The sequence below is a fragment of the Burkholderia sp. BCC1972 genome (assembly GCF_905339605.1).
Taxonomy (GTDB): domain Bacteria; phylum Pseudomonadota; class Gammaproteobacteria; order Burkholderiales; family Burkholderiaceae; genus Burkholderia.
The window spans coordinates 24,721-48,939 of sequence record NZ_CAJPGH010000037.1; the positions used below are offsets into that span (position 1 = coordinate 24,721).

A 24,219-nucleotide genomic window follows, 5' to 3' on the forward strand; every position below is an offset into this window, starting at 1 on the left:
TGACGACGATGCGGGTACGCGGGCAATGACGCGGATCGATTTCCACTCGAACGTCGGCGATTCGCTCGCGTACGCGTGCCGGCTGCTGCGCAAGGCCTACCAGGCCGGGCAGCCGGTCGTCGTGCTCGCCGAGCCCGCGCGCCTGCGCGCGCTCGACGAGCGGCTCTGGACGTTCTCGCCGCTCGATTTCATCCCGCATTGCGGCGTCGACAGCGAGCACGCAGCCGGCACGCCGATCGTGCTGGCCGCCGATCTCGATCGTGCGCCGCATCACCACGTGCTGCTGAACCTCGGCGCCGCCGTGCCCGCGCAGTTCGCCCGCTTCGAGCGCCTGCTCGAAGTGGTCGGCAACGCGCCGGACGAGCTGGCCGCGGGCCGCGACCGCTACCGGTTCTACCGCGACCGCGGATACGCGCTGAACAACTACAAGCAGGGCAGCTAGCCGCAACCGTCGACGGAGTGTTGCCGTGACAGAAGCCGATTCATCCTCGATCCCGACGCTGACCGACGTGCTGGTGCCGGGCAAGCCGGTGCCGGCGCGCGCGTCCACGCCCGCCGCGCCGCAGTCGCACGGCCATGCGGCGATTCCGGTGCTCACCGACGTGGTCGCGCCGGGCGATTCTCTGAAAACCGGGGCCTACCCCGAAACCGACGTCGTTATCGAGCCGGTGCCGACGCTGCATGTGCCGGCGATCGAGTTGCCAGGCGACGTGGCGGCAGCCGAGGCGGCCGCGATGGGCGAGACCGATGCGCCGGCCGAAACCGGCGCCGCGGAGCACGTGGTCGCCGAAGATGCGGCGGTGATGAATGCGCCGTTGCGGTCGTCGCTGGCCGACGATGGCGTGCAGCAGCACGCGTTTGCCGCGATGGCGCAAGGAGCGGCGGCCGGGCAGGTGCCTGAGACGGCGCTGCCGGAGGCCGTCGTACCGGCCGGCGCGCCGCTTCCGGATGCGGGCGCCGCAGCGCTGACGCCGGAGGATGCGCAGCATATCGCCGAGCGCCTGCGCAACCGGTTGACGAACTATCTGACCGGCGCGGGCCGCGATGCGATCGAGGCACGCTGCCGTGACGCGCTGCATGAGCATTCGGCCTGGCTCGTGGGCCAGGTCACGCGCGAGGTGGCGCTTGCACTGGAAACCGAGGTAATGGACTGGGTCCGCGACGCAGTCGATGAAGAGATCGCGCGCCGCCGCGCCGGCCGTTCCGGCTGAATGTGCGGGCCGCACGGGCGATCCGTGGCGGAAAAGAGGGTGCGGTTCCAGTAGGGACAGGCGAGGCGGCCGTCAGGGTGCCGGTCGGTCGGTGCAGGCCCGCCTGCCGGCAACGCCTGGTACAACGGCGATCGTCGTCCGGGGCATCCGGTTCAGCGCACCGACAGCACCCATTGCGCGAGCGTATGGGCTTCGGTGTTCGACAGCTGCGTATTGGCGGGCATCGGCACGTTGCCCCATACGCCGACGCTGCCTTTCACGATCGATTGGGCCAGGTAGTCGACGGCGTCGCCGCGCGCCGAGTACTTGCCGGCGACGTCGTGGAACGACGGGCCCATCAACGGCTTGCTCACCGCGTGGCAGGCCATGCAGTTCCTGCGCTGCGCCAGCGCGAGCCCGTCGGCCTGGTCGGCACGCGCAGCCGCCGCGCTGCCGGTCAGCAGCGTCACGAGCAGCGCGCGCAATATCGTCTGTTTCATGCGGTTCTCCACCGGCGGGGACAGCCGGCTTCATGGTCCGCGCATTATAAAAGCAAAGGGAAAGCGCGTTTTGCGCGTTCCCCCCGGCGGCCATGTTTATTGGGGACGCATGTTGCGGCGGGCTGCCGTCAGCCTGTGACGGCCCCCTTGTTCGCCGGCCGGGCGAGCGCCGCGAATTTCGCGAGCACGCCGCGCGTGTAGCGCGGTGCCGGCTGTTGCCACGCGGCGCGGCGGCGCGCGAGTTCCGCATCGTCGACATTCAGCTGCAGCAGCAGCCGGTGCGCGTCGATCGTGATCGAGTCGCCTTCCTGCACGAGCGCGATCGTGCCGCCGACGAACGCCTCGGGCGCGACGTGGCCGACCACCATGCCCCAGGTGCCGCCCGAGAAACGGCCGTCCGTGATGAAGCCGACGGACTCGCCGAGCCCCTTGCCGATGATCGCGGACGTCGGCGCGAGCATTTCCGGCATGCCGGGGCCGCCCTGCGGGCCGAGATAGCGCAGCACGAGGATGTCGCCCGCGCGGATCCGGTCGCCGAGGATCGCATCCATCGCGCTCTGTTCGTCGTCGAACACGCGGGCCGGGCCCGTGATCACCGGGTTCTTCAGGCCGGTGATCTTCGCGACCGCGCCGTCTTCCGCGAGATTGCCCTTCAGGATCGCCAGGTGGCCTTCCTTGTACAGCGCGCGGTCGATCGGGTAGATCACGTCCTGGTCGGCGCGCGGCACGCTCGGCACGTCCTTCAGCTCGTCGGCGATCGTGCGGCCCGTGATCGTCATGCAGTCGCCGTGCAGCAGCCCCGCTTCGAGCAGGATCTTCAGCACCTGCGGAATCCCGCCGGCCTGGTGCAGGTCGGTCGCGACATACTTCCCGGACGGCTTCAGGTCGCAGATCACGGGCACGCGCTTGCGAATGCGCTCGAAGTCGTCGATCGTCCAGTCGACCTCGGCCGCGTGCGCGATCGCGAGATAGTGCAGCACCGCATTGGTCGAGCCGCCCGTCGCCATGATCACCGACACGGCGTTCTCGATCGCTTCCTTGGTGATGATGTCGCGCGGCTTCAGGTCGCGCTTCACGGCCTCGACGAGCACGCGCGCCGATTCGGCGGCCGAATCGACCTTCTCCTGGTCGGGGTTCGCCATCGTCGACGAATAGAGCAGCGACATCCCGAGCGCCTCGAACGACGAGCTCATCGTGTTCGCGGTGTACATGCCGCCGCACGAGCCCGATGTCGGGCATGCGTTCTTCTCGACCCCCTCGAAATCCTCCTGCGACATCCGGCCCGCGGTGAATTCGCCGACGGCCTCGAACGACGACACGATCGTCAGGTCCTTGCCTTTCCAGTGGCCGGGGCGGATCGTGCCGCCGTACACGTAGATGCCCGGCACGTTCAGGCGCGCGAGCGCGATCATCCCGCCCGGCATGTTCTTGTCGCAGCCGCCGACCACCACCACGCCGTCCATCCATTGGCCCTGCACGCAGGTCTCGATGCAGTCGGCGATCACCTCGCGCGACACGAGCGAGTACTTCATCCCCTCGGTGCCCATCGACATGCCGTCCGAAATCGTCGGCGTGCCGAAGATCTGCGGGTTCGCGCCGGACGCCTTCACGGCGTCGACGGCTGCGTCCGACAGGCGCTGCAGGCCGGAATTGCAGGGCGTGATCGTCGAATGGCCGTTCGCGATGCCGACCATCGGCTTGTCGAAATCGTCCTTCTGGTAGCCGAGTGCGTAATACATCGAGCGGTTCGGCGAACGGGCCACGCCTTGCGTGATGTGCTTCGAGCGACGGTTGTACGACATGGGGGACTCCATCGTTGTGTGGGCGTCGCTCGTGAGAGCGCGCCGGTTCGAATCAATCAAGAATGGAGTGTCCGGATTGGGATGTCCAATATATTATTTGTCGCTTATTAAGTCGTTTTTCGAATGAGACGAGCATGGCCGATCCGACACCCGACCTGCGCCAGTGGCGCTATTTCATGGCCGTCGCCGACGAGCGCCATTTCGGCCGCGCGGCCGAACGCCTGTCGATGACGCAGCCGCCGCTGTCGCAGGCGATCCGCGCGCTCGAGGACACGCTCGGCGTCGCACTGTTCGTCCGCACCAAGCGCTCGGTGGCGCTGACGGCTGTCGGTGCAGCGCTGTTGCCCGACGTGCGCCGGCTGCTGGCGTCGGCCGATGCGCTGCCGCCGCTCGCGCGGCGGCTCGCGCGCGGCGAGGCCGGCTCGCTGTCGCTCGCGTTCGTATCGACCGCCGACTACGGGCTGCTGCCGTCGCTGCTGCGCGCGTTCGGCGCACGCTACCCGCAAGTGCGCCTGCAGCTCGCGGAGGCGACGAGCGACGTGCAGATCGACGAGCTCGTCGCCGGCCGCATCGACGCGGGGCTCGTCATTCCGCCGGTGCCGCCGCGCCATGCGGCCGGGTTGTCGTACCTGCCCGTGGTGCGCGAGCCGCTGGTGGTCGCGATGCCCGCTGCGGCGTCCGATGCGCCCGAAGACGCACCCGTGCATCTCGCCGAAGTGGCCGCGTTGCCGCTCGTGATCTTTCCGCGCCGTTTGGCGCCCGGCTTTTATGACATCATTACGGGCTGCTACGGCGCGGCGGGGGAGACCCCGCGCATCGGCCAGGAGGCGATCCAGATGCAGACGATCGTCAGCCTCGTGTCGGCCGGCATGGGCGTCGCACTGGTGCCGCAATCGCTGCGTAACCTGCGGCGCACCGGCGTGGTCTACCGGCCGCTCGCCGGTCCCGCGCCGGTCGTCGAGACCGGCCTCGTGTGGCGCACGGGCGACGTGAGCCCCGTGCTGGCCGGCTTCATCGACGTCGTGCGCGCGCAGGGCCTGGCCGCGTGACGTGAACGATGGTGCACCGGTGCCGTCCAATGCGCGGTGCTGCGCAGTGCGACAGCCGTACCGCATTCGAAAACTTCTTCGCTAATCCATGATCATTCACCCGAATTTCGACCCCGTTGCGATCCATCTCGGGCCGCTGGCCGTGCGCTGGTACGGCCTCATGTATCTCGTCGGCTTCATCGCGGCGATCGTCGTCGGCCGGATCCGCCTGAAGCTGCCGCACGTCGCGGCGCAGGGCTGGACCGCGAAGGACATCGACGACATGATGTTCTACGGCGTGCTCGGCACGGTGCTGGGCGGCCGGCTCGGCTACGTGCTGTTCTACAAGGCCGATTTCTATTTCTCGCATCCGCTCGACGTGTTCAAGGTGTGGGAAGGCGGCATGTCGTTTCATGGCGGCTTCCTCGGCGTCACGCTCGCGATGATGCTGTTCGCGTGGCAGCGCAAGCGCCACTGGCTGCAGGTCACCGATTTCGTCGCGCCGATGGTGCCGACGGGGCTCGCGGCCGGGCGGCTCGGCAACTTCATCAACGGCGAACTGTGGGGGCGCGTGACCGATCCGGCGGCACCGTGGGCGATGCTGTTCCCGGGCGCGATGCGCGACGATGCGGCGTGGCTGCCGAAGCATCCCGAGCTTGTCGAGAAGTGGCATCTCGCCGACGTGTTCATGCAATACCAGATGCTGCCGCGCCATCCTTCGCAGCTCTATGAAATCGCGCTCGAAGGCATCGCGCTGTTCTTCGCGCTGTTCTTCTTCTCGCGCAAGTCGCGGCCGATGGGCGCCGTGTCCGCGCTGTTCCTGATCGGCTATGGCCTCGCACGCTTCACGGTCGAGTTCGCGCGCGAGCCCGACGACTTCCTCGGCCTGCTGGCGCTCGGCCTGTCGATGGGGCAGTGGCTGTCGCTGCCGATGATCCTTGCAGGTGTCGCGCTGATGGTCTGGGCATATCGCCGCCGTACGGCAAACGCCGCCGCGTGACGCGAAATCGATGCGCGCGCAATCGATGCGCGCATCGACAACGCGCACGTCCATGAAAAACGCCGGCCCTCGGGCCGGCGTTTTTCGTTTCAGACAGAAGCCGCGCGTGGCGCGTTACTTCATCTGCACCGAGCCGTTGACGGTGACCGACACGGTCGCCTTGCCGCCTTCGACCGCGATCGGTGCGCTCATCTTCGCGCTGTCCATCGGCGCCGCGGCCATCGCCATCATGCGCGGGTACGGCTGTACGTTGCGGCCGCTGCCGACGTTCACGTCGCGGATCGTGTAGCTGCTGTAGCCGAACGCCTTCGCGGCTTCGTCGGCGCGTGCGCGGAACGACTTGATCGCCTCGGTCGTGAGCTTCTGCTCGGCCGTGCGCTGCGCTTCGGGCGACAGCGAGAACTCGACGTTCGCGACCTGCATCAGGTTCGACAACTGGCCCGCGAGCTTCGACGCCGCGGCGAAATCGCGCGATTCGAGCGCCACCTCGGTACGCCCGCGCCACGCGGAAATCTTGCCGTCGCGATCGGTGCTCGGATACACGGAGAACGCACCCGTATGCGCGGTGACGCCCGACACGCCCTTCGCCTGCGACAGCGCCGCGTCGGCGCGCTGGTTCAGCTGCGCCGTGAGGCTGCCCGGGTCCTTGGCCTGCTGCTCGTAGAACAGCGTGATGTGGATGATGTCCTGCGGCACGTCGGCGCTGGCCTGCGACGACAGCGACAGCACGCCGGCCGGCTCGGGGAAATGCGGGTTCGCGGTTTGCGCGTGCGCGGCGGGCGACGCGAGCGTCAGCGCGACGGGAACGGCGGCGGCGAGGGCGAGCGACAGCGCGAGTGCGGATTTCTTGGTCATTGTTGGACTCCTTGTGCGAGGGCGCGCACGCGGATCACGCGTGCACGACGCGGGCGTACCGCGCGACGAAATAAACGGCGGCCGGCCTGATCGGTCGACAGCGGTTGCTTAGGCTGCGCAAAAGACCCGCGAGTTCCGTGTCGCCACGCGTGTGCTGACCAGATTTGACCTTTGGCGTGCGCCTACTTCATCAGCTTCTCGGTGATGAAGCGCCATTCGGCGCGCGTAACCGGTGTGATCGACAGCCGGTTGCCGCGGGCCAGCACGCGCATGTCGGCGAGTTCGTCGTGTTCGCGCAGTGCGGCGAGCGGCACGAGCGGCGACTTTTTCACGTAGCGCACGTCGACGAGCAACCAGCGCGGTGCTTCCTGCGTCGATTTCGGGTCGTAATAGGGGCTTGCAGGATCGAACTGCGTGGGATCGGGGTAGGGTGTCGACGACACTTCCGCGAGGCCTGCGATGCCCGGCTCGGGGCAGCTCGAGTGATAGAACAGCACGCCGTCGCCGATCTTCATCGTGTCGCGCATGAAATTGCGCGCCTGATAGTTGCGCACGCCGGTCCACGGCAGCGAGCGCTGCGGGGCGTTGGCGAGATCGTCGATGCTTGCTTCGTCCGGTTCGGACTTCATCAGCCAGTATTGCATGGATCGTGATCGACGCAGAAAGAGGCTGCTACAAAAGAAAACGGCACCGGGACGTGCCCGATGCCGTTGGATAGGCCCCCGCCTTGGCCGCTAGGCCGGCATCCTGAACCTGGGGTTCAGAATTGGTCGCAGTTAGCAGCACTTCGGGTACATCAGACAGAGTGACGCGCGCGCCCGTGCTACAAATTTCCGCAACCGTGCACATGGCATTGGTTCAAGGAATATATGACCTTGGCGAACCAGGCAGGGAAGCTGACTGAACTGTGATTCGATGCGCCAATTTGACCACCGTTGACCGCCGAGATCAAGGGGAATCGACGCATCGATTAAAACGTTACTGCGTCTCGTGCTGTGCGAGCACCGCGCCGAGCTGTTCGTTCATCTGGTGCATTGTACGACGGATTTCCTCCGCCGGAAATGCTTCACCGTGCCGCACGCTCGTTTGCAGCCGCAGCAATTCCGATGCGAGCGACAGCGCAGCCATCACCGCAATGCGATCGGTGCCGCGTACCGAGCTGTTCGAGCGGATTTTCGACATTTCGGCGTCGACGCGCGCGACTGCCTCGAGCAGCGCCGCTTCGGTCTCGGCCGAACAGGCGAGCCGATAGGGCTGACCGAGAATCGAGACTTCGATCTGCTTGGTGCTCATGCATGTTCTCCGTGGCTGGCCGCGTCATCGCCATCCGGACGCGCCTGCGCATCCAGCAGGTCGAGCTGGTTGTCGGCTTGCTCCGCGCTTTTCGTGCGCGGCAGCTTTTCGAGAATCGCGTTCAGTTTCACCTGGGCGTCGTCGATCTTTGCCGACAGCGTGTCACGCTCGGCCGCGAGCGCATTGCGTTCGTCGCGCAGTTCCGCGAGTTCCGCGCGGACCGTGTCCGCTTCCGTGCGCAATTGCGCGACCTGCTCTTCGAGCGCGAGCCGTTCCGCGTGATAGCGCTTGTTCAGCGAAATCAGACGGCCAATATTTTGAGATAAGGTTTCGAGTTCGTTGAGCATTTGCTGCGTCCTCTAAAGACCCAGCATTTTAGCGCGGAATAACGCGCAATCCGACATCTGTAACGTTTCCAGTCGTAACACCCCTGCTTCTCGCCGTGAATCGGTGCTTCCCGCACGTGTCCGGATGCTTCCTTGACGCTCGCGCAACCCGCTCCTAAACTGGCGCCGCCTCGGTGCTCGCGCGTGGCACGCGCGGTTAAACGGGAAGCAGGGCGCGCGCTCAGGGAGCGTGCCAACCTGCGCTGCCCCCGCAACGGTAAGCGGCCGCGTCCCTTGACGCAGGCCGGCTCGGGCGCGTCTTGCATGCAGGTGTCGCATGCGGGCGCGGGCCACTGCGCGTGACACGCGCGGGAAGGCGAGCCGGACCGCCGCCAGCCCGGATACCGGCCGAGACGGGAAGCCCGCACGGGCTTCATGACGCGTGGCCTGCGGGGAGGCGGGGCGCGCAATGCTTCACGGAATGTTCTTCGATGCTGACCCCAATCGTCCGCTCGGCGTCCCAGTCACGCCCGGCCGGCAACCTCGAGCGGACGCGCCGCGCGTCATGCGCGCGGCCGTGCACGGCATGAGCGCCGCGCGCGCTGCCGCGATCTGGGCCGCGCTGGCCGCCGTGGTCGCGCTGCTGTTCGTCGCGTCGCTGTCGATCGGCAGCGTGCCGATGTCACCGTGGCAGGCGCTTGCATCGCTCGTGCCGCATGGCGGCGACGCGCTGTTCGCCGATATCGTCCGCACACTGCGCCTGCCGCGTGCGCTGGCAGGCTTCGCGTGCGGCGCGCTGCTCGCGCTGGCCGGCGCACTGCTGCAGGTGCTGCTGCGCAATCCGCTCGCGGAACCCTACGTGCTCGGCGTGTCCGGCGGCGCGGCCGGTTTCGCGCTCGTCGCGATGATCGCCGGTGGCGCGTGGTGGCTCGTCGACGTGTCGGCATTTGCCGGCTCGCTCGTCTCGGTCGCGCTCGTGCTTGGCCTCGCGCGCCGCGAGCTGTGGCGCGGCGATGCGCGCGACGCGTCGCCGCGCCTGCTGCTCACGGGCGTCGTGATCGCGGCAGGGTGGGGCGCGCTCGTCACGCTGTTGCTGTCGCTCGCACCCGATGCGCGGCTGCGCGGCATCATCTTCTGGCTCACGGGCGACCTGAACGGCGTGACGGCGCCGTGGTTCGCATGGGGTGCGCTGTTGCTGGCCGCCTGCGTCGCGCTGCCGGCTGCGCCGCAACTGAACGTGCTGCTGCGCGGCGACGCGACCGCGCACGCGCTCGGCGTGCCCGTCGCGCGCGTGCGCGTGCGGATCTATCTCGTCGCGTCGCTGGCCGCCGCGGCCGCGGTGACGACGGCCGGCACGATCGGCTTCGTCGGCCTCGTCGTGCCGCATGCGCTGCGGCTCGCGTTCGGCAACGACCAGCGGATGTTGCTGCCGGCCGCGATGCTCGCGGGCGGCGGCGGCGTGATGGCGGCCGACCTGCTCGCGCGCACCGCGATCGCGCCCGCGCAGTTGCCGGTCGGCGTGATGACCGCGTTGATCGGCGTGCCGGTGTTCCTGTGGATGTTGTTGAGGAGGCCGATGCGATGACGGATGCCGCACTGCACGCCGTCGACCTGAGCTATGCGGCCGTCGACCTGACGCTGAAGGCCGGCGCGCGCACGTTGCTCGCCGCGTTCACGCAGGCCTTCCGCCCCGGCGAGATCTGGTGTGTCGCGGGGCCGAACGGCGCGGGCAAGACGACGCTGCTCGCGACGCTCGCGGGGCTGCAGCCGCCCGCCGGCGGACAGGTCGAGATCGACGGCCGGCCGCTTGCCGCATGGCGCCCCGAGCAACTCGCGCAGCGCCGCGCGCTGATGCCGCAGCAACTGCACGACGCGTTCAGCGCGACGGTGTTCGACACGGTGCTGCTCAACCGCTTTCCGTATCTCGGCGGCTGGGGCTGGGAGCGCGACGGCGATCGCGCGGCCGCGCACGATGCACTCGCGACGTTCGACCTGACCGCACTCGCGTCGCGCGACGTGCTGTCGCTGTCGGGCGGCGAGCGGCAGCGGGTCGCGCTGGCCGCGACGCTGTGCCAGTATGCGCCGCTGATGCTGCTCGACGAACCGCTCGCGCATCTCGACCTGCATCACCAGATCGACTGCCTGACCGCGCTGACTGCATGGCTCGGCACGGGCCCGCGCACGGTGCTGTTCTCGTGTCACGACCTGAATCTCGCGCGTCGTTTCGCCACGCATGCACTGCTGCTCGACGGTCGCGGCCGCGCATGGGCCGGCGCCGTGCACGACGTGCTGACGCCCGAGCGCGCGAGCGACGCATTCGGCTATCCGCTCGTGCTGATCCGCGAGAACGGCCGCGATGCGCTGCTGCCGGCGTGGCCTGCGCGACAATGACCTATCCTGTTCCGATTCCTTCGATGCGCGGCGCGTGCCGCGCCCACGACACGACTCCCCGATGACGACTCCGACCCACTTCCCGCCCGCGATCGCGCCGCTCGACGACGCGCTGCGCACACGCCTGCAGCATGTGATCGACCACAAGACCAAGCCGCCCGGCAGCCTCGGCCAGCTCGAGGCGGTCGCGCTGCAGATCGGCCTGATCCAGCACACCGAGCGGCCGGTCGTGCAGCGCCCGGTGACGATCGTGTTCGCCGGCGACCACGGAATCGCGGCCGAGGGCGTGAGCCCCTATCCGCAGGCGGTGACCGCGCAGATGGTCGCGAATTTCCTGGCCGGCGGCGCGGCAATCAACGCGTTCTCGGGCGTCGCGCAGAGCACGCTCGAGATCGTCGATGCGGGCGTCGCGTCGCCGTTGCCGCTGTCCGACCGGCTGGTGTCGCTGCCGGTCGCGCGCGGCACGCGCAACTTCGCGGCGGAGCCGGCGATGTCGCGCGACGAGGCGATGACGGCGCTGGCCGCCGGTGCGGCGCGTGTGCGTCTGCATGCATCGCTCGGCACGAACGTGATCGGGTTCGGCGAGATGGGGATCGCGAACACGTCGTCGGCCGCGTGCCTGATGAGCCGCCTGCTCGACGTGCCGATCGACGCGTGCGTCGGGCGCGGCACGGGTCTCGACGACCAGGGCCTCGCGCACAAGCGCGCGGTGCTCGGCCGTGCGCTCGTCAAGCACTCGCACGCGATCGCGCCGCTCGACGTGCTCGCGACGTTCGGCGGCTTCGAGATCGCGATTATGACGGGCGCGTATCTCGCGGCCGCGAGCGAGCGGATGACGATCCTCGTCGACGGCTTCATCGCGACGGCCGCGCTGCTCGTCGCCGAGCGCATCGCGCCCGGCGTGCGCGACTACTGCGTGTTCTCGCATACGTCGCACGAGGCCGGCCACCGGCGCATGCTCGAGCATTTCGGCGCGAAGCCGCTGCTCGCGCTCGACCTGCGGCTCGGCGAAGGCACCGGTGCGGCGCTCGCGCTGCCGCTGGTGCGCGCGGCCGCGGCGTTCCTCAGCGAGATGGCGAGCTTCGAATCCGCCGGCGTCGACGATCGTGATGCCTGACCGCGCGCGCGGCGCGGGCGCCGAACTGCGCTACTTCTTCGTCGCGCTCGGCTATTTCACGCGCGTGCCGGTGCCGCGTTCGATCGGCTACGCGGCCGGCGATCTCGACCAGGCTGCGCGGTATTTCCCGCTCGTCGGCGCGTGCGTCGGCGCGTGGGGCGCGCTCGTCTATCTCGTCGCGCTGCGCGTGTTGCCTCCTTCGATCGCGGTCGGGCTGTCGATGGCCGCGACGCTGCTCGCGACCGGCGCGTTCCACGAGGACGGCCTCGCCGACAGTTGCGATGCGTTCGGCGGCGGCTATACGCGCGACGACGTGCTGCGCATCATGCACGACTCGCGGATCGGCACGTTCGGCGCGGTCGCGCTCGTGATCACGCTCGGCCTGAAATGGCAGGCGCTTGCGTCGATGCTGCCGCTGCGCGCTGCATGGACGATGATCGCCGCGCATGCGGCGAGCCGCGCGGCCGCCGTGAGCCTGCTGATGACGCTCGACTACGTGCGGCCCGAAGGCAAGGCGAAGCCGGTCGCGCAGCGGATGGGCGGTCGCGCGGCGGGCGTCGCGGCCGCATTCGGATTGCCCTGGCTGTTCTGGCCCGACTGGCGCATGGGCATCGCTACGTGCGTGGCGCTCGTGCTCGTGCGCGTGTGGGCCGCCCGCTATTTCGTGAAGCGGATCGGCGGTTATACGGGCGACTGTCTCGGCTTCGCGCAGCAACTGTGCGAACTGGCGATCTATCTCGTGGTGCTCGGATGGACGTCGTCCTGATCCGTCATCCGGCCGTCGGTGTCGAGCCGGGCATCTGCTACGGTCGCAGCGACGTGCCGCTCGCCGCGCCGGCCGATGCCGGCGTGCAGGCCGTGCGTGCGCATCTGTCGGCACTCGGCGTGCCGTTGCCCGTACAGGTCCTGACGAGCCCGTCGACGCGCTGCCTGTCGGTTGCCGAACGGCTCGCGCAGGCATTCGATGTGCCGTTGCGGTGCGATGCCGACTGGCAGGAAATGGACTTCGGCGCGTGGGAAATGCAGCGCTGGGACGACATCGACCGCGCGGCACTCGATGCGTGGGCCGCCGACCTGATGCATGCGTGCGCACATGGCGGCGAAAGCGTTGCACAGTTCGTCGAGCGGGTCGCACGGCAGGCCGATGCGATTGCGCAGTTCGACGAATCGCAATGGGTCGTCACGCATGGGGGCGTGATTCGCGCGTTCGCGTCGCAAGTATTGCGTGTCCCGCTCGAAACGCTGCTGTCACGGCCGGTGCCGACGAGCGGCGTGGTCTGGCTGCGCGCGGACCACGACGCGCGAGCATGGGAAGTCATGCACTGGGACGCGTAGGCGCGCGCCATGCGCCAGCGGCGCGTGAATCAGCGCGCCGGCCGCCGCGCACGCGCGGCATCGAGATCCTCGCACAGCGCCGCCGCGCCCTGTGCGATCCGCGGCGACGGCCGCGTCAGCAGGTCGCCGTCGATCGCGAACAGGTTGTTGCGCGTCACGGCCGTCAGCGCGGGCCACGCGTGCCAGCGCGCCAGGCTCGGCAGCGGTTCGTTCGAACGCGTCGCACCGGCGCCGGTCGTCACGATTGCTTCCGGATTTGCCGCGAGCACGGCCTCGTCGGTGACGGTGGGTGCGAGCGGCTTGAGCGACGCAAACACGTTGCGGCCGCCGCACAGCTCGATCACTTCGTTGATCAGGTGCGTGCCGTTGAGCGTCGTCAGCGGCCGGTCCCAAACCTGGAAGAACATCGTGACGGGCGCGCGCGCCGCGTAGCGTGCGCGCAGCGCCGCGATATCGCGCGCATAGGCGGCCGCGGCCGCATCGGCCGCCGGCTGCGTGCCGAGCAGCGTGCCGAGCCGGCGCAGCGACGACGACACGTCGTCGAGATGCTTCGGTGCACTGAAGAACAGCGGGATGTGCAGCGCACGCAGCGCGTCGGTCTGCCGCTCCGCGTTGCCGTGGCGCCAGACGACGATCAGGTCGGGTTTCAGCGCAGCGATACGTTCGAGGTCGAGCGCCTTGTTGTCACCGACGCGCGGCACCGCTTGCGCGGCGGGCGGATAGTCGCTGTAGGTCACGGTGCCGACGAGCTTCGCGCCGCCGCCGGCCGCGTAGACGAGTTCGGTCGCGTGTGGCGCGAGGCTGATCACGCGTTGCGCGGGTGCAGGCAGCGTGACGGCATTGCCGGCGTCGTCGCGCGCCGACACGTCGGCGCGCACGAGCGGCGCGTGAGCGAGCACGGCCACCATCGCGGCCGGCGCGAGCCGGCGAAACGTGCGCGGCTTCATGCGGAGGCCGGTTGCAGCCGCGGCACGCAGTGCGCGAGCGCGTCGCCGAGGCGCTGCCATTCGGCTTCGCTGCCCGGCAGGCCGACGCGCACGCTCGACGGCGTCGGGAAGTGCCGCGTCCAGATTCCGTGCGTCGCGAGTGCCGCATGCAGCGCCGCGGCGCGCGGATCGTCGGTCCAGCTGAAGAGCGGCGTCGCGCGAACCGCGAAGCCGTGCGCGCGCAGCAATGCCGCCAGACGTTCGCCGTCGGCCGCGAGCCGTTCGCGGGCGACGGCCTGCCACGCGCGATCGGCGAACGCCGCGGTCACCGCGTGACGTGCGGGACCGCCGACCGTCCACGCGCCAAGTAAGTCGCGCAACGCGGCGATCCGGTCGGGGCTCGCGAGCACGAAGCCCGCGCGGATGCCGGCGAGCCCGTAGAACTTGCCGACCGAGCGCAGCACGACGAGCCCCGGGCGATCGACCTGCGGCGCGAGCGACTGCGATGCGCCCGTATCGGCGAACGCCTCGTCGACGATCAGCGTGCCGCCGCGTGCCGCGAGCTGCGCATGCCAGCCGAGCAGGCGCCCGGCCGGCACGAACTCGGCGGTCGGGTTGTTCGGATTCCCGACGATGACGTGACGCAGCGTCGCCGGCAGCGTATCGGCACCGATGTCGAGCGGCACGACGCGATGGCCGTGGCGCGCGAAGGCGGGCGCGTATTCACCGTACGCGAGCGTCGCGACGCCGGCGTCGCCGGCCGGCAGCAGCGCGGGCAATGCGCGGATCGCGGCCTGGCTGCCGGCAACCGGCAACACGTGGGCGGGATCGGGCGCGTGGTAGTACTGCGCGGCGCAGGCCGCGAGGCCGTCGCCGTCGTCGGGCAGCCGGCGCCACGCGTCGGCCGGGACGGGCGGCACCGGATAGCCGACCGGATTGATTCCGGTCGACAGGTCGAGCCACGCGTCGTACGGAATGCCGTGGCGGCGGGCGGCTTCATGCAGGTTGCCGCCGTGCGCGATGCGTGTATCAGACATGATGGGTGGCCATGGCGAGTGCGCCGCTCGCGACCAGCAGCGCGAGCCACAGGGCAAGCGTGCGCGTGACGAGCGACAGCGCGGCGACGATGTGGAGGGCGGTGGCAGACGCGCCGGTACCGAGCGCCGGACGATCCTCGATCTCGCCGTGATAGACGGCCGGGCCGCCGAGCTGCACGTTCAGGCTGCCGGCGCCTGCTGCCATCACGGGCCCCGCGTTCGGGCTGTCCCAGTGACGAGCCTGCGTGCGCCAGCAGCGCCACGCGGAGGCGGTATCGCCGAGCAGTGCGTAGCTTGCGGCCGTGAGGCGCGCGGGCAGCCAGTTCAACGCATCGTCGAGACGCGCGGCGGCCCAGCCGAAGGTCAGGAAGCGCGGCGTGCGGTAACCCCACATCGCGTCGAGCGTGTTCGCAAGCCGGAACAGCAGCGCGCCGGGACCGCCCGCGACGACGAACCAGAACAGCGCGCCGAAGATCGCATCGTTGCCGTTTTCGAGCGCGGATTCGACGGCCGCGCGCGACAGCGCGCCTTCGTCGGCGTCGCTCGTATCGCGGGACACGATGCGCGCGGTCAGCGTGCGCGCAGCCGCGAGGTCGTGCCGCAGCAGCGCGGCGGCGATCGGCGCGACATGGTCGGCGAGGCTCTTCGCGCCGAGCGCGAACCACAGCAGCGCGACGTGCAGTGCCGCCGCGAGCGGCCACGGCAGCACGGTGACGAGCCACGCCGCGACGGCCACCGGCGGCACGACGGCCGCGAGCCACGCGGCGACGCCGACCATGCGGCCGCGCCGGCCCGTGTTCAGCGCGGCTTCGATGCGTGCGGCGAGGCGGCCGAACGCGACGAGCGGATGCCAGCCGGCCGGCTCGCCGATCGCGCGGTCGACGATCGCGGCCGCGACCGCGAGCATCGCGACGACGGGCAGCGACAGCATCAGCATGACGGCGCTCCGGCCTTGAGGTCGAGCGGCAGCCCCGCGACGAGCAGCGTCACGCGCGTCGCGAGCGCGGCGACGCGCTGGTTCAGGCGTCCGAGCTCGTCGACGTAGCGGCGCGTGACCGACCCGAGCGGCACGACGCCGAGGCCGATCTCGTTGCTGACGACGATCACTTTCGCGCGTGCGCCGCGCAATGCGTGCTCGAGACGGTCGACCTGGGCCGCGTACTGCGCATCGTCGAGCGGTTCGCCGTCGGCCGGGCACAGCAGGTTCGTGAGCCACAGCGTCAGGCAGTCGACGAGCAGGCATGCGTGCGGATCGTCGAGCCGCGCGAGCGTGCCGGCGAGGTCGACGGGGGCGTCGGCGAAGCCCCAGTCGGCCGGCCGCCGCGCGCGATGATGCGCGATGCGCTGCGCGAATTCGGCATCGGCGGCGGTCGCGGTCGCGATGTAGGTGACGGGGCGGCCGCTGGCGGCGGCGAGCCGCTCGGCATGGGCGCTCTTGCCCGAGCGCGCGCCGCCGAGGACGAAGGTGAGGTCGTGCGGAATCATCGCGTGATTGTAACGGCGCGGGCGGCCTGTCGCGGGCGATAATGCGGCCTTCGCTTCGCAACGACCTTCACACGATGAATGCACCCGAGCCGCGGCCGCGCGGCACGCTGATGATCCAGGGCACGACGTCCGACGCGGGCAAGAGCACGCTCGTCGCGGGCCTGTGCCGCCTCGCGCGTCGTGCCGGCGCGCGCGTGGCACCGTTCAAGCCGCAAAACATGGCGCTCAACAGCGCGGTGACGGCCGACGGCGGCGAGATCGGCCGCGCACAGGCGCTGCAGGCGCTGGCTGCGGGCGTCGCGCCGCATACGGATTTCAACCCCGTGCTGCTGAAGCCGACGAGCGATCGCGGCGCGCAGGTGATCATTCACGGCAAGGCGCGCATGAACCTCGATGCGCGCGCGTATCACGACTACAAGCCGGTCGCGTTCGATGCGGTGCTCGAGTCGTACGCACGCCTGCGCGCCGGCTACGACACGGTGATCGTCGAAGGCGCCGGCAGCCCGGCCGAGATCAACCTGCGCGAAGGCGACATCGCCAACATGGGCTTCGCCGAGCGCGTCGACTGTCCGGTCGTGCTCGTCGCCGACATCGACCGCGGCGGCGTGTTCGCGCACCTGGTCGGCACGCTCGCGTGCCTGTCGGACAGCGAACGCGCACGCGTGCGCGGTTTCGTGATCAATCGCTTCCGCGGCGACATCAAGCTGCTCGAACCGGGGCTCGACTGGCTGCGCGCGCAGACGGGCAAGCCCGTGTTCGGCGTGCTGCCGTACCTGCACGGGCTGCTGCTCGATGCCGAGGACATGTTGCCCGCGCAGGCGCGCAGCGCCGCCGCGCGCGCCGACGCCGGCGTGTTGCGCGTCGTCGTGCCCGCGCTGCCGCGCATCAGCAACCACACGGATTTCGATCCGCTGCGCGCGCATCCGCAGGTCGAATTCACGTACTGGAAGAGCGGCCCCGTGCCGGACGCCGACCTGCTGATCCTGCCCGGTTCGAAGAGCGTGCAGCGCGACCTCGCGTGGCTGCGCGACGCGGGCTGGGATGCGGTGATCCGTCGCCACCTGCGCTACGGCGGCAAGGTGATCGGCATCTGCGGCGGCATGCAGATGCTCGGCCGCACGCTCGACGATCCGCTCGGCCTCGAAGGCGTGCCCGGCAGCGTGCCGGGGCTCGCGCTGCTCGATTTCGACACGACGCTGCAGCCTGACAAGACGCTGAAGAACGTGACGGGGCAACTCGCGCTGCCGGGCGCCGCCGCCGTGCGCGGCTACGAGATCCACATGGGCGACACGCGCGGGCCCGCGCTCGCGGCACCCGCGCTGATGCTGGCGGCCGATGGTGCGCAGGGCGGCACGCGTGCCGATGGTGCGGTGTCCGCCGACGGCCAGATCCTCGCGACCTACGTGCACGGGCTGTTCGACGCGCCCGACGCATGCGCGGCGCTGCTCGCGTGGGCCGGGCTCGACGGCGCGGAACGCATCGACTATCCGGCGCTGCGCGAGGCGTCGCTCGAGCGGCTGGCCGACACGTTCGCCGCCCATCTCGACCTCGACACGCTGTACGCCGAATTTCGCTGACGTGCGCGCGGGCGGCCCTCGCATTTTTCGCCCGATCGCGTACAACAGAGGAGGGCGGTGGTCCGCCCGGAGGAGGGTGACGATGAAGGCTCGATGGTGGTTGGGCGCGCTGCTCGCGGCGCTGCTGGGCGTGTCGGCGGTGGCGCACGCGTGCGATTCGTCCGCGCCGAGCGGCCAGTCCGGCTCCGGCGACGCCACACAAGGCAAGAGCGGCTACTGACGTATCGCAAGGGCATGATCGGTCATGCCCTTTTTTTGATTCTATTCATTCCTTGTGGGAATCAGTTAAAGCGGATTGGCGTGTTTATCGGCGAAATCGATTTGAATAGAGTGTGAGCCATTCTCATCCACTCACGAAGGAATCCGCCATGAACGCCAATCGCCTGAATGATTTCGCCGCGACGCTGCTGCGTGTCGCGCTCGGCGTGCTGTACCTCGCGCACGTTGCGCAGAAGGTGTTTGTCTTCACGCTGCCCGGCACCGCGCAATTTTTCGTGTCGATCGGCCTGCCGGGCTGGCTCGCGTACCTGACGACGTTCGTCGAACTGGCGGGCGGTCTCGCGCTGCTCGCGGGCTTCCGCGTGCGCGTCGCCGCGCTCGTGCTGCTGCCGTTCATGCTCGGCGCGACCGCCGCGCATCTGCCGCATGGCTGGAGCTTCGCGTCGCCGAACGGCGGCTGGGAATATCCGGCGTTCTGGGCCGTCACGCTCGCCGTGCAGGCGCTGCTGGGCGGCGGTGCATTCGCGATCGGCGCGCGGGCGGCCGCGGTCCAGCGCGTGTAAGACGGACGAAAGCGGCGGGCGGATCGGCGCAACCCGTTCCGGTGACACCCCGTTTGCCGATATCATCGCTCCCTGTATCCGCAATCGAGCGGCGCCGGCCATGCGGCCGGCGCTGCGCGGCTTTTTCGGGGGAATTCATGACGGTGATCGTGGTGGCGAATCCGAAGGGCGGCGTGGGGAAGAGCACGCTGTCCACCAATCTTGCCGGCTATTTCTCGGCGCAGGGCGCGTGGGTCGCGCTCGCCGATCTGGACCGGCAGCAGTCCGCGCATGCGTGGCTCGACCTGCGGCCGGCAGGGCTGCCGCCGATCGAGGCGTGGGACCTCGACCCGGACGCGCCGTCGAAGCCGCCGCGCGGCCTCGAATACGCGGTGATCGATACGCCGGCCGGCTTGCACGGCACGCGGCTCAACGTCGCGCTGCAGCTGGCCGACAAGGTGATCGTGCCGCTCCAGCCGTCGATGTTCGATATCCTCGCGACCCAGCAGTTTCTGGAGCGCCTGGCCGGCGAGAAGGCCGTGCGCAAGGGCAGCGTCGAGGTCGGGATCGTCGGGATGCGCGTCGATGCGCGCACGCGCTCGTCCGACCAGCTGCACCGGTTCGTCGAGGGGCTCGGCCTGCCGGTGCTCGGCTACGTGCGCGACACGCAAAACTACGTGCAGATCGCCGCGCACGGCCTGACGCTGTGGGACGTCGCGAAGAGCCGCGTCGAGAAGGATCTCGAACAGTGGCGGCCGATCGTCGAATGGGCCGAGCGCCGTGCGCCGAAGGCGGAAAAGGCCGAGAAGGTCGCCAGGTCGTCCTGAGCGCGCGGCCGCCGCGCGTGCGCGTGACGAAATGAGAAGGGCCGGATCCCGTGCAGCACGGGATCCGGCCCTTTGTCCGTAGGCAACTGCCGGATCAGGTCCAGTTCTGCGTCGGTACGTGATCGCGGTGGCCCTTGATCTTGTTGCCGTCGTCGATGAACACGAGCTTCGGCTTCCAGCCGGCCTGCAGTTCGGCTTCGTCGACCATCGCGAACGCCGCGATGATCACGAGGTCGCCGAGCTGCGCGCGGCGCGCGGCCGAGCCGTTCAGCGAGATCATCCCGCTGCCGCGCTCGCCCTTGATCGCGTACGTCGAGAAGCGCTCGCCGTTGTTGATGTTCCAGATGTCGATCCGTTCGTTTTCGATGAGGCCGGCCGCTTCGAGCAGGTCTTCGTCGATCGCGCACGAACCTTCGTAGTGCAGTTCGCAGTGCGTGACCGCCGCACGGTGGATCTTCGATTTGAGCATGTGGCGCTGCATGGTGTCTCCGTGATGCGTCGTGAGAGGCGCGGGCGGGCCGCCCGTCAGATTTCCAGGTTGTCGATGAGGCGCGTCGCGCCGAGCTTCGCGGCCGCGAGCACGACGAGCGGCTCGCCGGCCTCGAGTTCGGCGGCGCTCGGTGCGATCAGGTTCGCGCGGCGGCGGATCGCGATGTAGTCGGGCACCCAGCCGCGTTCGGCCAGGTGCGTATGCGCGTGCTGCTCGAGCTTGCCGAGGTCGTGCTCGCCGCCGAGCACGCTGTCGCGCACGCGCTGCAGCGTTTTCGCCAGTTCGGGCGCTTCCTTGCGCTCGTCGGTCGTCAAGTAGCGGTTGCGCGACGACAGCGCGAGGCCGTCCTCGTCGCGCACGGTCTCGGCCGCGATGATCTCGACCGGCAGCGCGAGCTGCTGGCACATCCGGCGCACGATCATCAGCTGCTGGTAATCCTTCTTGCCGAACACGGCGACGCGCGGCTGCACGCAGGACATCAGCTTCGTGACGACCGTGCACACGCCGGCGAAGAAGCCGGGACGGAACTCGCCCTCGAGAATCCCGCCGAGGTCGTCCGGCGGCAGTACGCGGTATTCCTGCGGTTCCGGGTACATGTCGCGCTCGGTCGGCGCGAACAGCACGTAGACGTTTTCCTTCTGCAGCTTCTCGATATCGTCCTGCAGCGTGCGCGGGTACTTGTCGAAATCCTCGTTCGGGCCGAACTGCAGCCGGTTGACGAAGATGCTCGCCACGACCGGATCGCCGTGCTGGCGCGCGAGGCGCATCAGCGACAGGTGCCCTTCGTGCAGGTTGCCCATCGTCGGCACGAACGCCGTGCGGTTCTGTCCGCGCAGCTGGTCGCGCAGTTCATGGATCGAGCTGATGACTTTCATGATCGGGTAGCGGGTTCCTCGCGCATGCGCGCGTTGGCGCCGCAGCAGCGGCGTCGGGGTCGAAGCGGACAACGCCGGCGCGCGGGCGGCGCATCGGGCGTCGGCGGATTGTAGAGGATTTGGCCGCCGGACGCATTGATAAAAGAACGATCGTTCACTTTTTATCGGGGCGTGCCGGAAACCCGCCGGACGGCCAGCCGCCGCCTCGAAGCGGCGAGCGTCGGGACGAACCGGGGAGCGGGATGCGGCGAGCGGGGGCCGGTGTTACGCGGGCAGGTACGCGAGGCGCACGTAGATCGGCGCGAACGGTTCGGGCTGCGTGATCTCGACGAGCGATTCGCGCGCGAGCTCGAGCATCGCGATGAAGTTCACGACCACGACCGGCACGCCGCGCGACGTGTCGAACAGGTCGGCGAACTCCATGAAGCGCGCGTTTTGCAGCCGGCGCAGGATCAGGCTCATGTGTTCGCGCACCGACAGCTCCTCGCGGGAGATCTTGTGGTGCTGGACGAGCTTCGCACGCTTGAGCACGTCGGCCCACGCGGCGCGCAGGTCGTCCGAGTTCACGTCGGGGAAGCGCGGCGTGATGCTCTGCTCGATGTAGACCTCGGCGCGCAGGAAGTCGCGGCCGAGCTGCGGCAGCTGGTCGAGCCGCTGCGCGGCGAGCTTCATCTGCTCGTATTCGAGCAGGCGGCGCACGAGTTCGGCACGGGGATCTTCCGCTTCCTCGCCGGTGTCGGCCTTCTTGACCGGCAGCAGCATCCGCGACTTGATCTCGATCAGCATCGCGGCCATCAGCAGGTATTCGGCCGCCAGCTCGAGGTTCGACGTGCGGATCTGGTCGACGTAGCCCAGATATTGCGCGGTGACCTGCGCCATCGGGATGTCGAGCACGTTGAAGTTCTGCTTGCGGATCAGGTACAGCAGCAGGTCGAGCGGGCCTTCGAACGTCTCGAGGAAGATCTCGAGCGCATCGGGCGGGATGTACAGATCCTGCGGCAGCTTGAAGAGCGGCTCGCCGTACAGGCGAGCGAACGCCGCGACACCGTCGACCGTGTCGGGCGTCGAATCGGCGCCCGCGGGCGCGGCGATCGCGTCGTCCTGCCGGGCGGCGCTGGCCTCGTCGGCGGCGCTCACGTCGTCAGAAGTTCTGGTAGTAGACGTACGACGTTTGCTTCACGCGCGATTCCTGCTGCTCGGCGCGCTCTTCGAGATCGATCGGCTGCTTGTCCCACAGCAGGGAACGGCCCTTGCGCTGCTCTTCCTCGAGCGTCGGCTTCTGCTGCTTGAGCTGGTTCAGGAACTGCGTGACGTCGGACTGGTACGGCATGGCTGGATCTTCCGTTTCGGGCGGCGCACGATGCGCCGGATTCGCGATGGCGGGATTTTACCGCATCGCGGGGAACAGCCGGCGCCAATCGCGCGTCGAATCCGCGGGTCGGCGCCCGCATGCCGCGTGCGGCGGTCGCGGCGGGGCTTCGCACTCTTTCACAATCGTTTGGCTTTGGCGCCCGCACCCTGTGGTCAAATACAGGGTTTTCCACGAAACCGTAACAATCCAGCACGGCGAGGTCATATTTGGCGGGGCAGTCGAATCAGCAAGCACCTACTGCGCAGGACGCGGGCCCGCGCGCGGCACGCAGTCGCGCCGGCGCCGCGGCCGGCATCGCACGGGCGACCCTCGCCGGGTGCCTCGCCGCGTGCTTCGCGCTGCCGGCGCACGCGAAGTACGACGTCGATATCGACGCGCCGCGCTCGATCCGCAAGCTCCTCAAGACGCATCTCGACATCGCGCGCTTCGCGAAGCGCGACGACATCAGCGACGACCAGTTCGACTTCCTCGTCACGGCCACCCCGCAGCAGGTGCGCGACCTGACCGCGACGGCCGGCTATTTCTCGCCGGTCGTGCGTACCGACGTGCGCACGCGCGACGGCAAGCGCGACGTGCGCATCTCGGTCGATCCCGGCAAGCAGACCGTCGTGTCGACGGTCGACCTGACGTTCAAGGGGCCCGTCGAGACCGAGGATCCGAAGCAGGAGGCCGCGACGCGTTTCGCGTTCTCGCTGAAGCCCGGCGACCCGTTCACGCAGTCCGACTGGGACGGCGCGAAGGGCGCGGCGCTCCGGCAACTGCAGGCGCGCCGCTATCTCGGCGCGAAGATCGCGTCGTCCGAGGCGCGCATCGATCCGCGCACGCAGCGCGCGACGCTCGCCGTCACGTTCGACAGCGGCCCGACGTTCACGATCGGCAAGGTCGACGTCGACGGCGTGCGCCGCTATCCGGAGAAGATCGTCACGAACGTCAATCCGCTGTCGGAAGGCGAGATCTACGACGTGCAGCGGATCACCGAACTGCAGCGGCAGTTGCAGAACACGCCTTACTACGCGAGCGTCGCGATCGACGTCGGCGACGATACGGCGAAGCCCGAGCGCACGCCCGTGCACGTGAAGGTCAGCGAGTTCCCGTACAACAACATCCGCGGCGGCGTCGGCTTCGCGACCGATACGGGCCCGCACGTGCAGGGCTCCTACACGTATCTCGACACGTTCGGCGCCGCGTGGCCGCTGACGGTGTCGGGCCGGCTCGACCAGATCCAGCAGTACGGGCAGGTCCAGCTGTCGATGCCGCCGGGCGAGAAGGGCTGGACCAACAGCGTGCTTGCGTCGTACACGAACACCAACGTGTCGGACACGCGCATCTACAGCGCGCGGGTCGGCGCGCAGCGCACGCGCACCGGCCAGTTCATCGACTATTCGTATTCGCTGATGTTCTACCAGGACCGGCTCGACCAGAACGGCGCGGGGCCGACCACGAGCCGCGCGCTGGTGCCGCAATGGGCATGGACGCGCCGCAACGTCGACGATCCGCTGTTTCCGCGTTCGGGCAACCTGATCCACGCGGAGGCCGGCTTCGCGGTCAAGGGCGTGCTGACCGACCAGACCTTCATCCGCGGCTACGCGCGCGGCCAGCAGTACCTGCCGGTCGGCAAGCGCGACCTGTTCGTGTTCCGTGCGGAGCTCGGCGGCGTGTTCACGGGCGGCAGCTCGACCGGCGTGCCGGCGTCGCTGCTGTTCCGCGCGGGCGGCTCGAACTCGGTGCGCGGCTACGGCTACCAGAGCATCGGCAACAGCGTCGACGGTTCCGTGCTGCCGACCAAGTACCTGGTGACGGGCACCGCCGAATACCAGCACTGGTTCAACCGCGACTGGGGCGCCGCGACGTTCTTCGACATCGGCACCGCGACCGATGCGTGGGGCGAGAAGGTGTTCTACCCGGGTGTCGGCGTCGGCGCGCGCTGGCGCAGCCCCGTCGGCCCGATCAACGTCGACGTCGCGTACGGGTTGCGCAACCATAGCGTGCGCCCGTACCTGACGCTCGGCATCGCTTTCTGACCGTACCGCTT

General features: G+C 69.2%; 28 protein-coding genes, 1 other RNA gene and 1 riboswitch. Of the genes, 14 read left to right on the top strand and 15 right to left on the bottom strand.

The features are described 5' to 3' along the window. Positions 1-25: 25 nt before the first annotated feature. Together U5798_RS33755 and U5798_RS33760 are read left to right on the top strand one after the other, a co-directional pair. Positions 26-442 (top strand): DNA polymerase III subunit chi, encoded by a 417-nt coding sequence (locus U5798_RS33755; protein WP_021160787.1) that lies wholly within the window; start codon positions 26-28, stop codon positions 440-442. Positions 443-467: 25 nt separating this feature from the next. Continuing rightward, complete coding sequence (locus tag U5798_RS33760; RefSeq protein ID WP_322084534.1) at positions 468-1,211, top strand: DUF2486 family protein; 744 nt, start codon at positions 468-470, stop codon at positions 1,209-1,211. A gap of 152 nt (positions 1,212-1,363) precedes the next feature. Here the strand turns inward: U5798_RS33760 and U5798_RS33765 are convergent, their stop codons facing one another. Beyond that, the gene (locus U5798_RS33765) at positions 1,364-1,690 is read right to left on the bottom strand and encodes a c-type cytochrome (RefSeq protein WP_124456171.1); all 327 of its coding nucleotides are present in this window, start codon (positions 1,688-1,690) and stop codon (positions 1,364-1,366) included. Positions 1,691-1,818: 128 nt separating this feature from the next. Further along, positions 1,819-3,492 carry a dihydroxy-acid dehydratase gene (ilvD, locus tag U5798_RS33770; RefSeq protein ID WP_322084535.1) on the bottom strand — a complete coding sequence of 558 codons (1,674 nt, stop codon included), beginning with the start codon at positions 3,490-3,492 and terminating at the stop codon, positions 1,819-1,821. Between the two features lie 134 nt (positions 3,493-3,626). Here ilvD and U5798_RS33775 point away from each other — a divergent pair, with 134 nt between their 5' ends. Both U5798_RS33775 and lgt read left to right on the top strand, forming a co-directional pair. Then, on the top strand, positions 3,627-4,541 hold the full coding sequence (locus U5798_RS33775) for a LysR substrate-binding domain-containing protein (protein WP_124456169.1): 915 nt from the start codon (positions 3,627-3,629) through the stop codon (positions 4,539-4,541). A gap of 88 nt (positions 4,542-4,629) precedes the next feature. Further along, entirely contained in the window at positions 4,630-5,520 is an 891-nt protein-coding gene (lgt, locus tag U5798_RS33780; protein WP_124456168.1) for a prolipoprotein diacylglyceryl transferase, read from the top strand. A 114-nt stretch (positions 5,521-5,634) separates the two neighbouring features. Here lgt and U5798_RS33785 read toward each other — a convergent pair whose 3' ends face one another. From U5798_RS33785 to U5798_RS33805, 5 genes are all read right to left on the bottom strand, one after another. Beyond that, entirely contained in the window at positions 5,635-6,375 is a 741-nt protein-coding gene (locus U5798_RS33785; protein ID WP_034186272.1) for an SIMPL domain-containing protein, read from the bottom strand. 182 nt (positions 6,376-6,557) lie between these two features. Then, positions 6,558-7,019, bottom strand: coding sequence for an EVE domain-containing protein (locus tag U5798_RS33790; RefSeq protein WP_322084536.1), 462 nt, complete (start codon positions 7,017-7,019; stop codon positions 6,558-6,560). Between the two features lie 71 nt (positions 7,020-7,090). Beyond that, positions 7,091-7,272, bottom strand: a non-coding RNA gene (gene ssrS, locus U5798_RS33795) — 6S RNA. A gap of 81 nt (positions 7,273-7,353) precedes the next feature. Beyond that, the gene (locus U5798_RS33800) at positions 7,354-7,668 is read right to left on the bottom strand and encodes a cell division protein ZapA (protein WP_006478091.1); all 315 of its coding nucleotides are present in this window, start codon (positions 7,666-7,668) and stop codon (positions 7,354-7,356) included. Next, positions 7,665-8,015 carry an ATPase gene (locus tag U5798_RS33805; RefSeq protein ID WP_124456166.1) on the bottom strand — a complete coding sequence of 117 codons (351 nt, stop codon included), beginning with the start codon at positions 8,013-8,015 and terminating at the stop codon, positions 7,665-7,667. Before U5798_RS33805 ends, U5798_RS33800 begins: the two co-directional genes overlap by 4 nt. Before the next feature lie 154 nt (positions 8,016-8,169). Continuing rightward, a riboswitch (cobalamin riboswitch) is annotated at positions 8,170-8,422 on the top strand. 158 nt (positions 8,423-8,580) lie between these two features. Between U5798_RS33805 and U5798_RS33810 the strand changes: the two genes are divergently transcribed. The 5 genes from U5798_RS33810 (at position 8,581) to cobC (ending at position 12,837) form a co-directional block, all read left to right on the top strand. Then, a complete protein-coding gene (locus U5798_RS33810; RefSeq protein ID WP_260434987.1) occupies positions 8,581-9,579 on the top strand; it encodes a FecCD family ABC transporter permease in 999 nt (332 codons plus the stop codon). Further along, complete coding sequence (locus tag U5798_RS33815) at positions 9,576-10,385, top strand: ABC transporter ATP-binding protein (protein WP_322084537.1); 810 nt, start codon at positions 9,576-9,578, stop codon at positions 10,383-10,385. Before U5798_RS33810 ends, U5798_RS33815 begins: the two co-directional genes overlap by 4 nt. A gap of 61 nt (positions 10,386-10,446) precedes the next feature. Continuing rightward, positions 10,447-11,502, top strand: coding sequence for a nicotinate-nucleotide--dimethylbenzimidazole phosphoribosyltransferase (gene cobT / locus U5798_RS33820; protein WP_322084538.1), 1,056 nt, complete (start codon positions 10,447-10,449; stop codon positions 11,500-11,502). Continuing rightward, entirely contained in the window at positions 11,495-12,268 is a 774-nt protein-coding gene (locus tag U5798_RS33825) for an adenosylcobinamide-GDP ribazoletransferase (RefSeq protein ID WP_322084539.1), read from the top strand. The genes cobT and U5798_RS33825 overlap by 8 nt, the downstream gene beginning before the upstream one ends. Then, positions 12,253-12,837, top strand: a complete 585-nt coding sequence (gene cobC, locus U5798_RS33830; RefSeq protein ID WP_322084540.1) for an alpha-ribazole phosphatase — start codon at positions 12,253-12,255, stop codon at positions 12,835-12,837. The genes U5798_RS33825 and cobC overlap by 16 nt, the downstream gene beginning before the upstream one ends. 29 nt (positions 12,838-12,866) lie before the next feature. Here cobC and U5798_RS33835 read toward each other — a convergent pair whose 3' ends face one another. From U5798_RS33835 to cobU, 4 genes are read right to left on the bottom strand one after another with little or no spacing between them, the layout of a single operon-like run. Then, positions 12,867-13,784 carry a cobalamin-binding protein gene (locus U5798_RS33835; RefSeq protein ID WP_322084541.1) on the bottom strand — a complete coding sequence of 306 codons (918 nt, stop codon included), beginning with the start codon at positions 13,782-13,784 and terminating at the stop codon, positions 12,867-12,869. Continuing rightward, a complete protein-coding gene (gene cobD / locus U5798_RS33840; RefSeq protein WP_322084542.1) occupies positions 13,781-14,800 on the bottom strand; it encodes a threonine-phosphate decarboxylase CobD in 1,020 nt (339 codons plus the stop codon). The genes U5798_RS33835 and cobD overlap by 4 nt, the downstream gene beginning before the upstream one ends. Beyond that, entirely contained in the window at positions 14,793-15,737 is a 945-nt protein-coding gene (gene cbiB / locus U5798_RS33845) for an adenosylcobinamide-phosphate synthase CbiB (RefSeq protein ID WP_322084543.1), read from the bottom strand. The genes cobD and cbiB overlap by 8 nt, the downstream gene beginning before the upstream one ends. Then, complete coding sequence (gene cobU, locus U5798_RS33850) at positions 15,731-16,285, bottom strand: bifunctional adenosylcobinamide kinase/adenosylcobinamide-phosphate guanylyltransferase (protein WP_124456157.1); 555 nt, start codon at positions 16,283-16,285, stop codon at positions 15,731-15,733. Before cobU ends, cbiB begins: the two co-directional genes overlap by 7 nt. A 74-nt stretch (positions 16,286-16,359) precedes the next feature. On the opposite strand from cobU, the gene U5798_RS33855 reads away from it, so the two are divergent. The 4 genes from U5798_RS33855 to U5798_RS33870 all read left to right on the top strand — a co-directional run bounded on the left by U5798_RS33855 (position 16,360) and on the right by U5798_RS33870 (position 19,450). After that, positions 16,360-17,862 (top strand): cobyric acid synthase, encoded by a 1,503-nt coding sequence (locus U5798_RS33855; protein WP_322084544.1) that lies wholly within the window; start codon positions 16,360-16,362, stop codon positions 17,860-17,862. Between the two features lie 82 nt (positions 17,863-17,944). After that, positions 17,945-18,082 carry a hypothetical protein gene (locus U5798_RS33860; protein ID WP_322084545.1) on the top strand — a complete coding sequence of 46 codons (138 nt, stop codon included), beginning with the start codon at positions 17,945-17,947 and terminating at the stop codon, positions 18,080-18,082. A 148-nt stretch (positions 18,083-18,230) separates the two neighbouring features. Then, positions 18,231-18,644, top strand: coding sequence for a DoxX family protein (locus tag U5798_RS33865; RefSeq protein ID WP_124456155.1), 414 nt, complete (start codon positions 18,231-18,233; stop codon positions 18,642-18,644). Positions 18,645-18,781: 137 nt separating this feature from the next. Beyond that, complete coding sequence (locus U5798_RS33870; RefSeq protein ID WP_322084546.1) at positions 18,782-19,450, top strand: ParA family protein; 669 nt, start codon at positions 18,782-18,784, stop codon at positions 19,448-19,450. 94 nt (positions 19,451-19,544) lie between these two features. On the opposite strand, the gene panD is transcribed toward U5798_RS33870, so the two are convergent. The 4 genes from panD to U5798_RS33890 all read right to left on the bottom strand — a co-directional run bounded on the left by panD (position 19,545) and on the right by U5798_RS33890 (position 22,145). Next, on the bottom strand, positions 19,545-19,931 hold the full coding sequence (gene panD, locus U5798_RS33875) for an aspartate 1-decarboxylase (protein WP_011545962.1): 387 nt from the start codon (positions 19,929-19,931) through the stop codon (positions 19,545-19,547). Positions 19,932-19,975: 44 nt separating this feature from the next. After that, the gene (gene panC / locus U5798_RS33880) at positions 19,976-20,815 is read right to left on the bottom strand and encodes a pantoate--beta-alanine ligase (protein ID WP_322084547.1); all 840 of its coding nucleotides are present in this window, start codon (positions 20,813-20,815) and stop codon (positions 19,976-19,978) included. A gap of 264 nt (positions 20,816-21,079) precedes the next feature. Beyond that, positions 21,080-21,952, bottom strand: coding sequence for a segregation and condensation protein A (locus U5798_RS33885; protein WP_034186260.1), 873 nt, complete (start codon positions 21,950-21,952; stop codon positions 21,080-21,082). 4 nt (positions 21,953-21,956) lie between these two features. Then, entirely contained in the window at positions 21,957-22,145 is a 189-nt protein-coding gene (locus U5798_RS33890; protein ID WP_006478107.1) for a DUF3460 family protein, read from the bottom strand. Between the two features lie 248 nt (positions 22,146-22,393). Here U5798_RS33890 and U5798_RS33895 point away from each other — a divergent pair, with 248 nt between their 5' ends. Then, positions 22,394-24,208, top strand: a complete 1,815-nt coding sequence (locus U5798_RS33895) for an autotransporter assembly complex family protein (protein WP_322084548.1) — start codon at positions 22,394-22,396, stop codon at positions 24,206-24,208. Positions 24,209-24,219 lie beyond the last annotated feature (11 nt).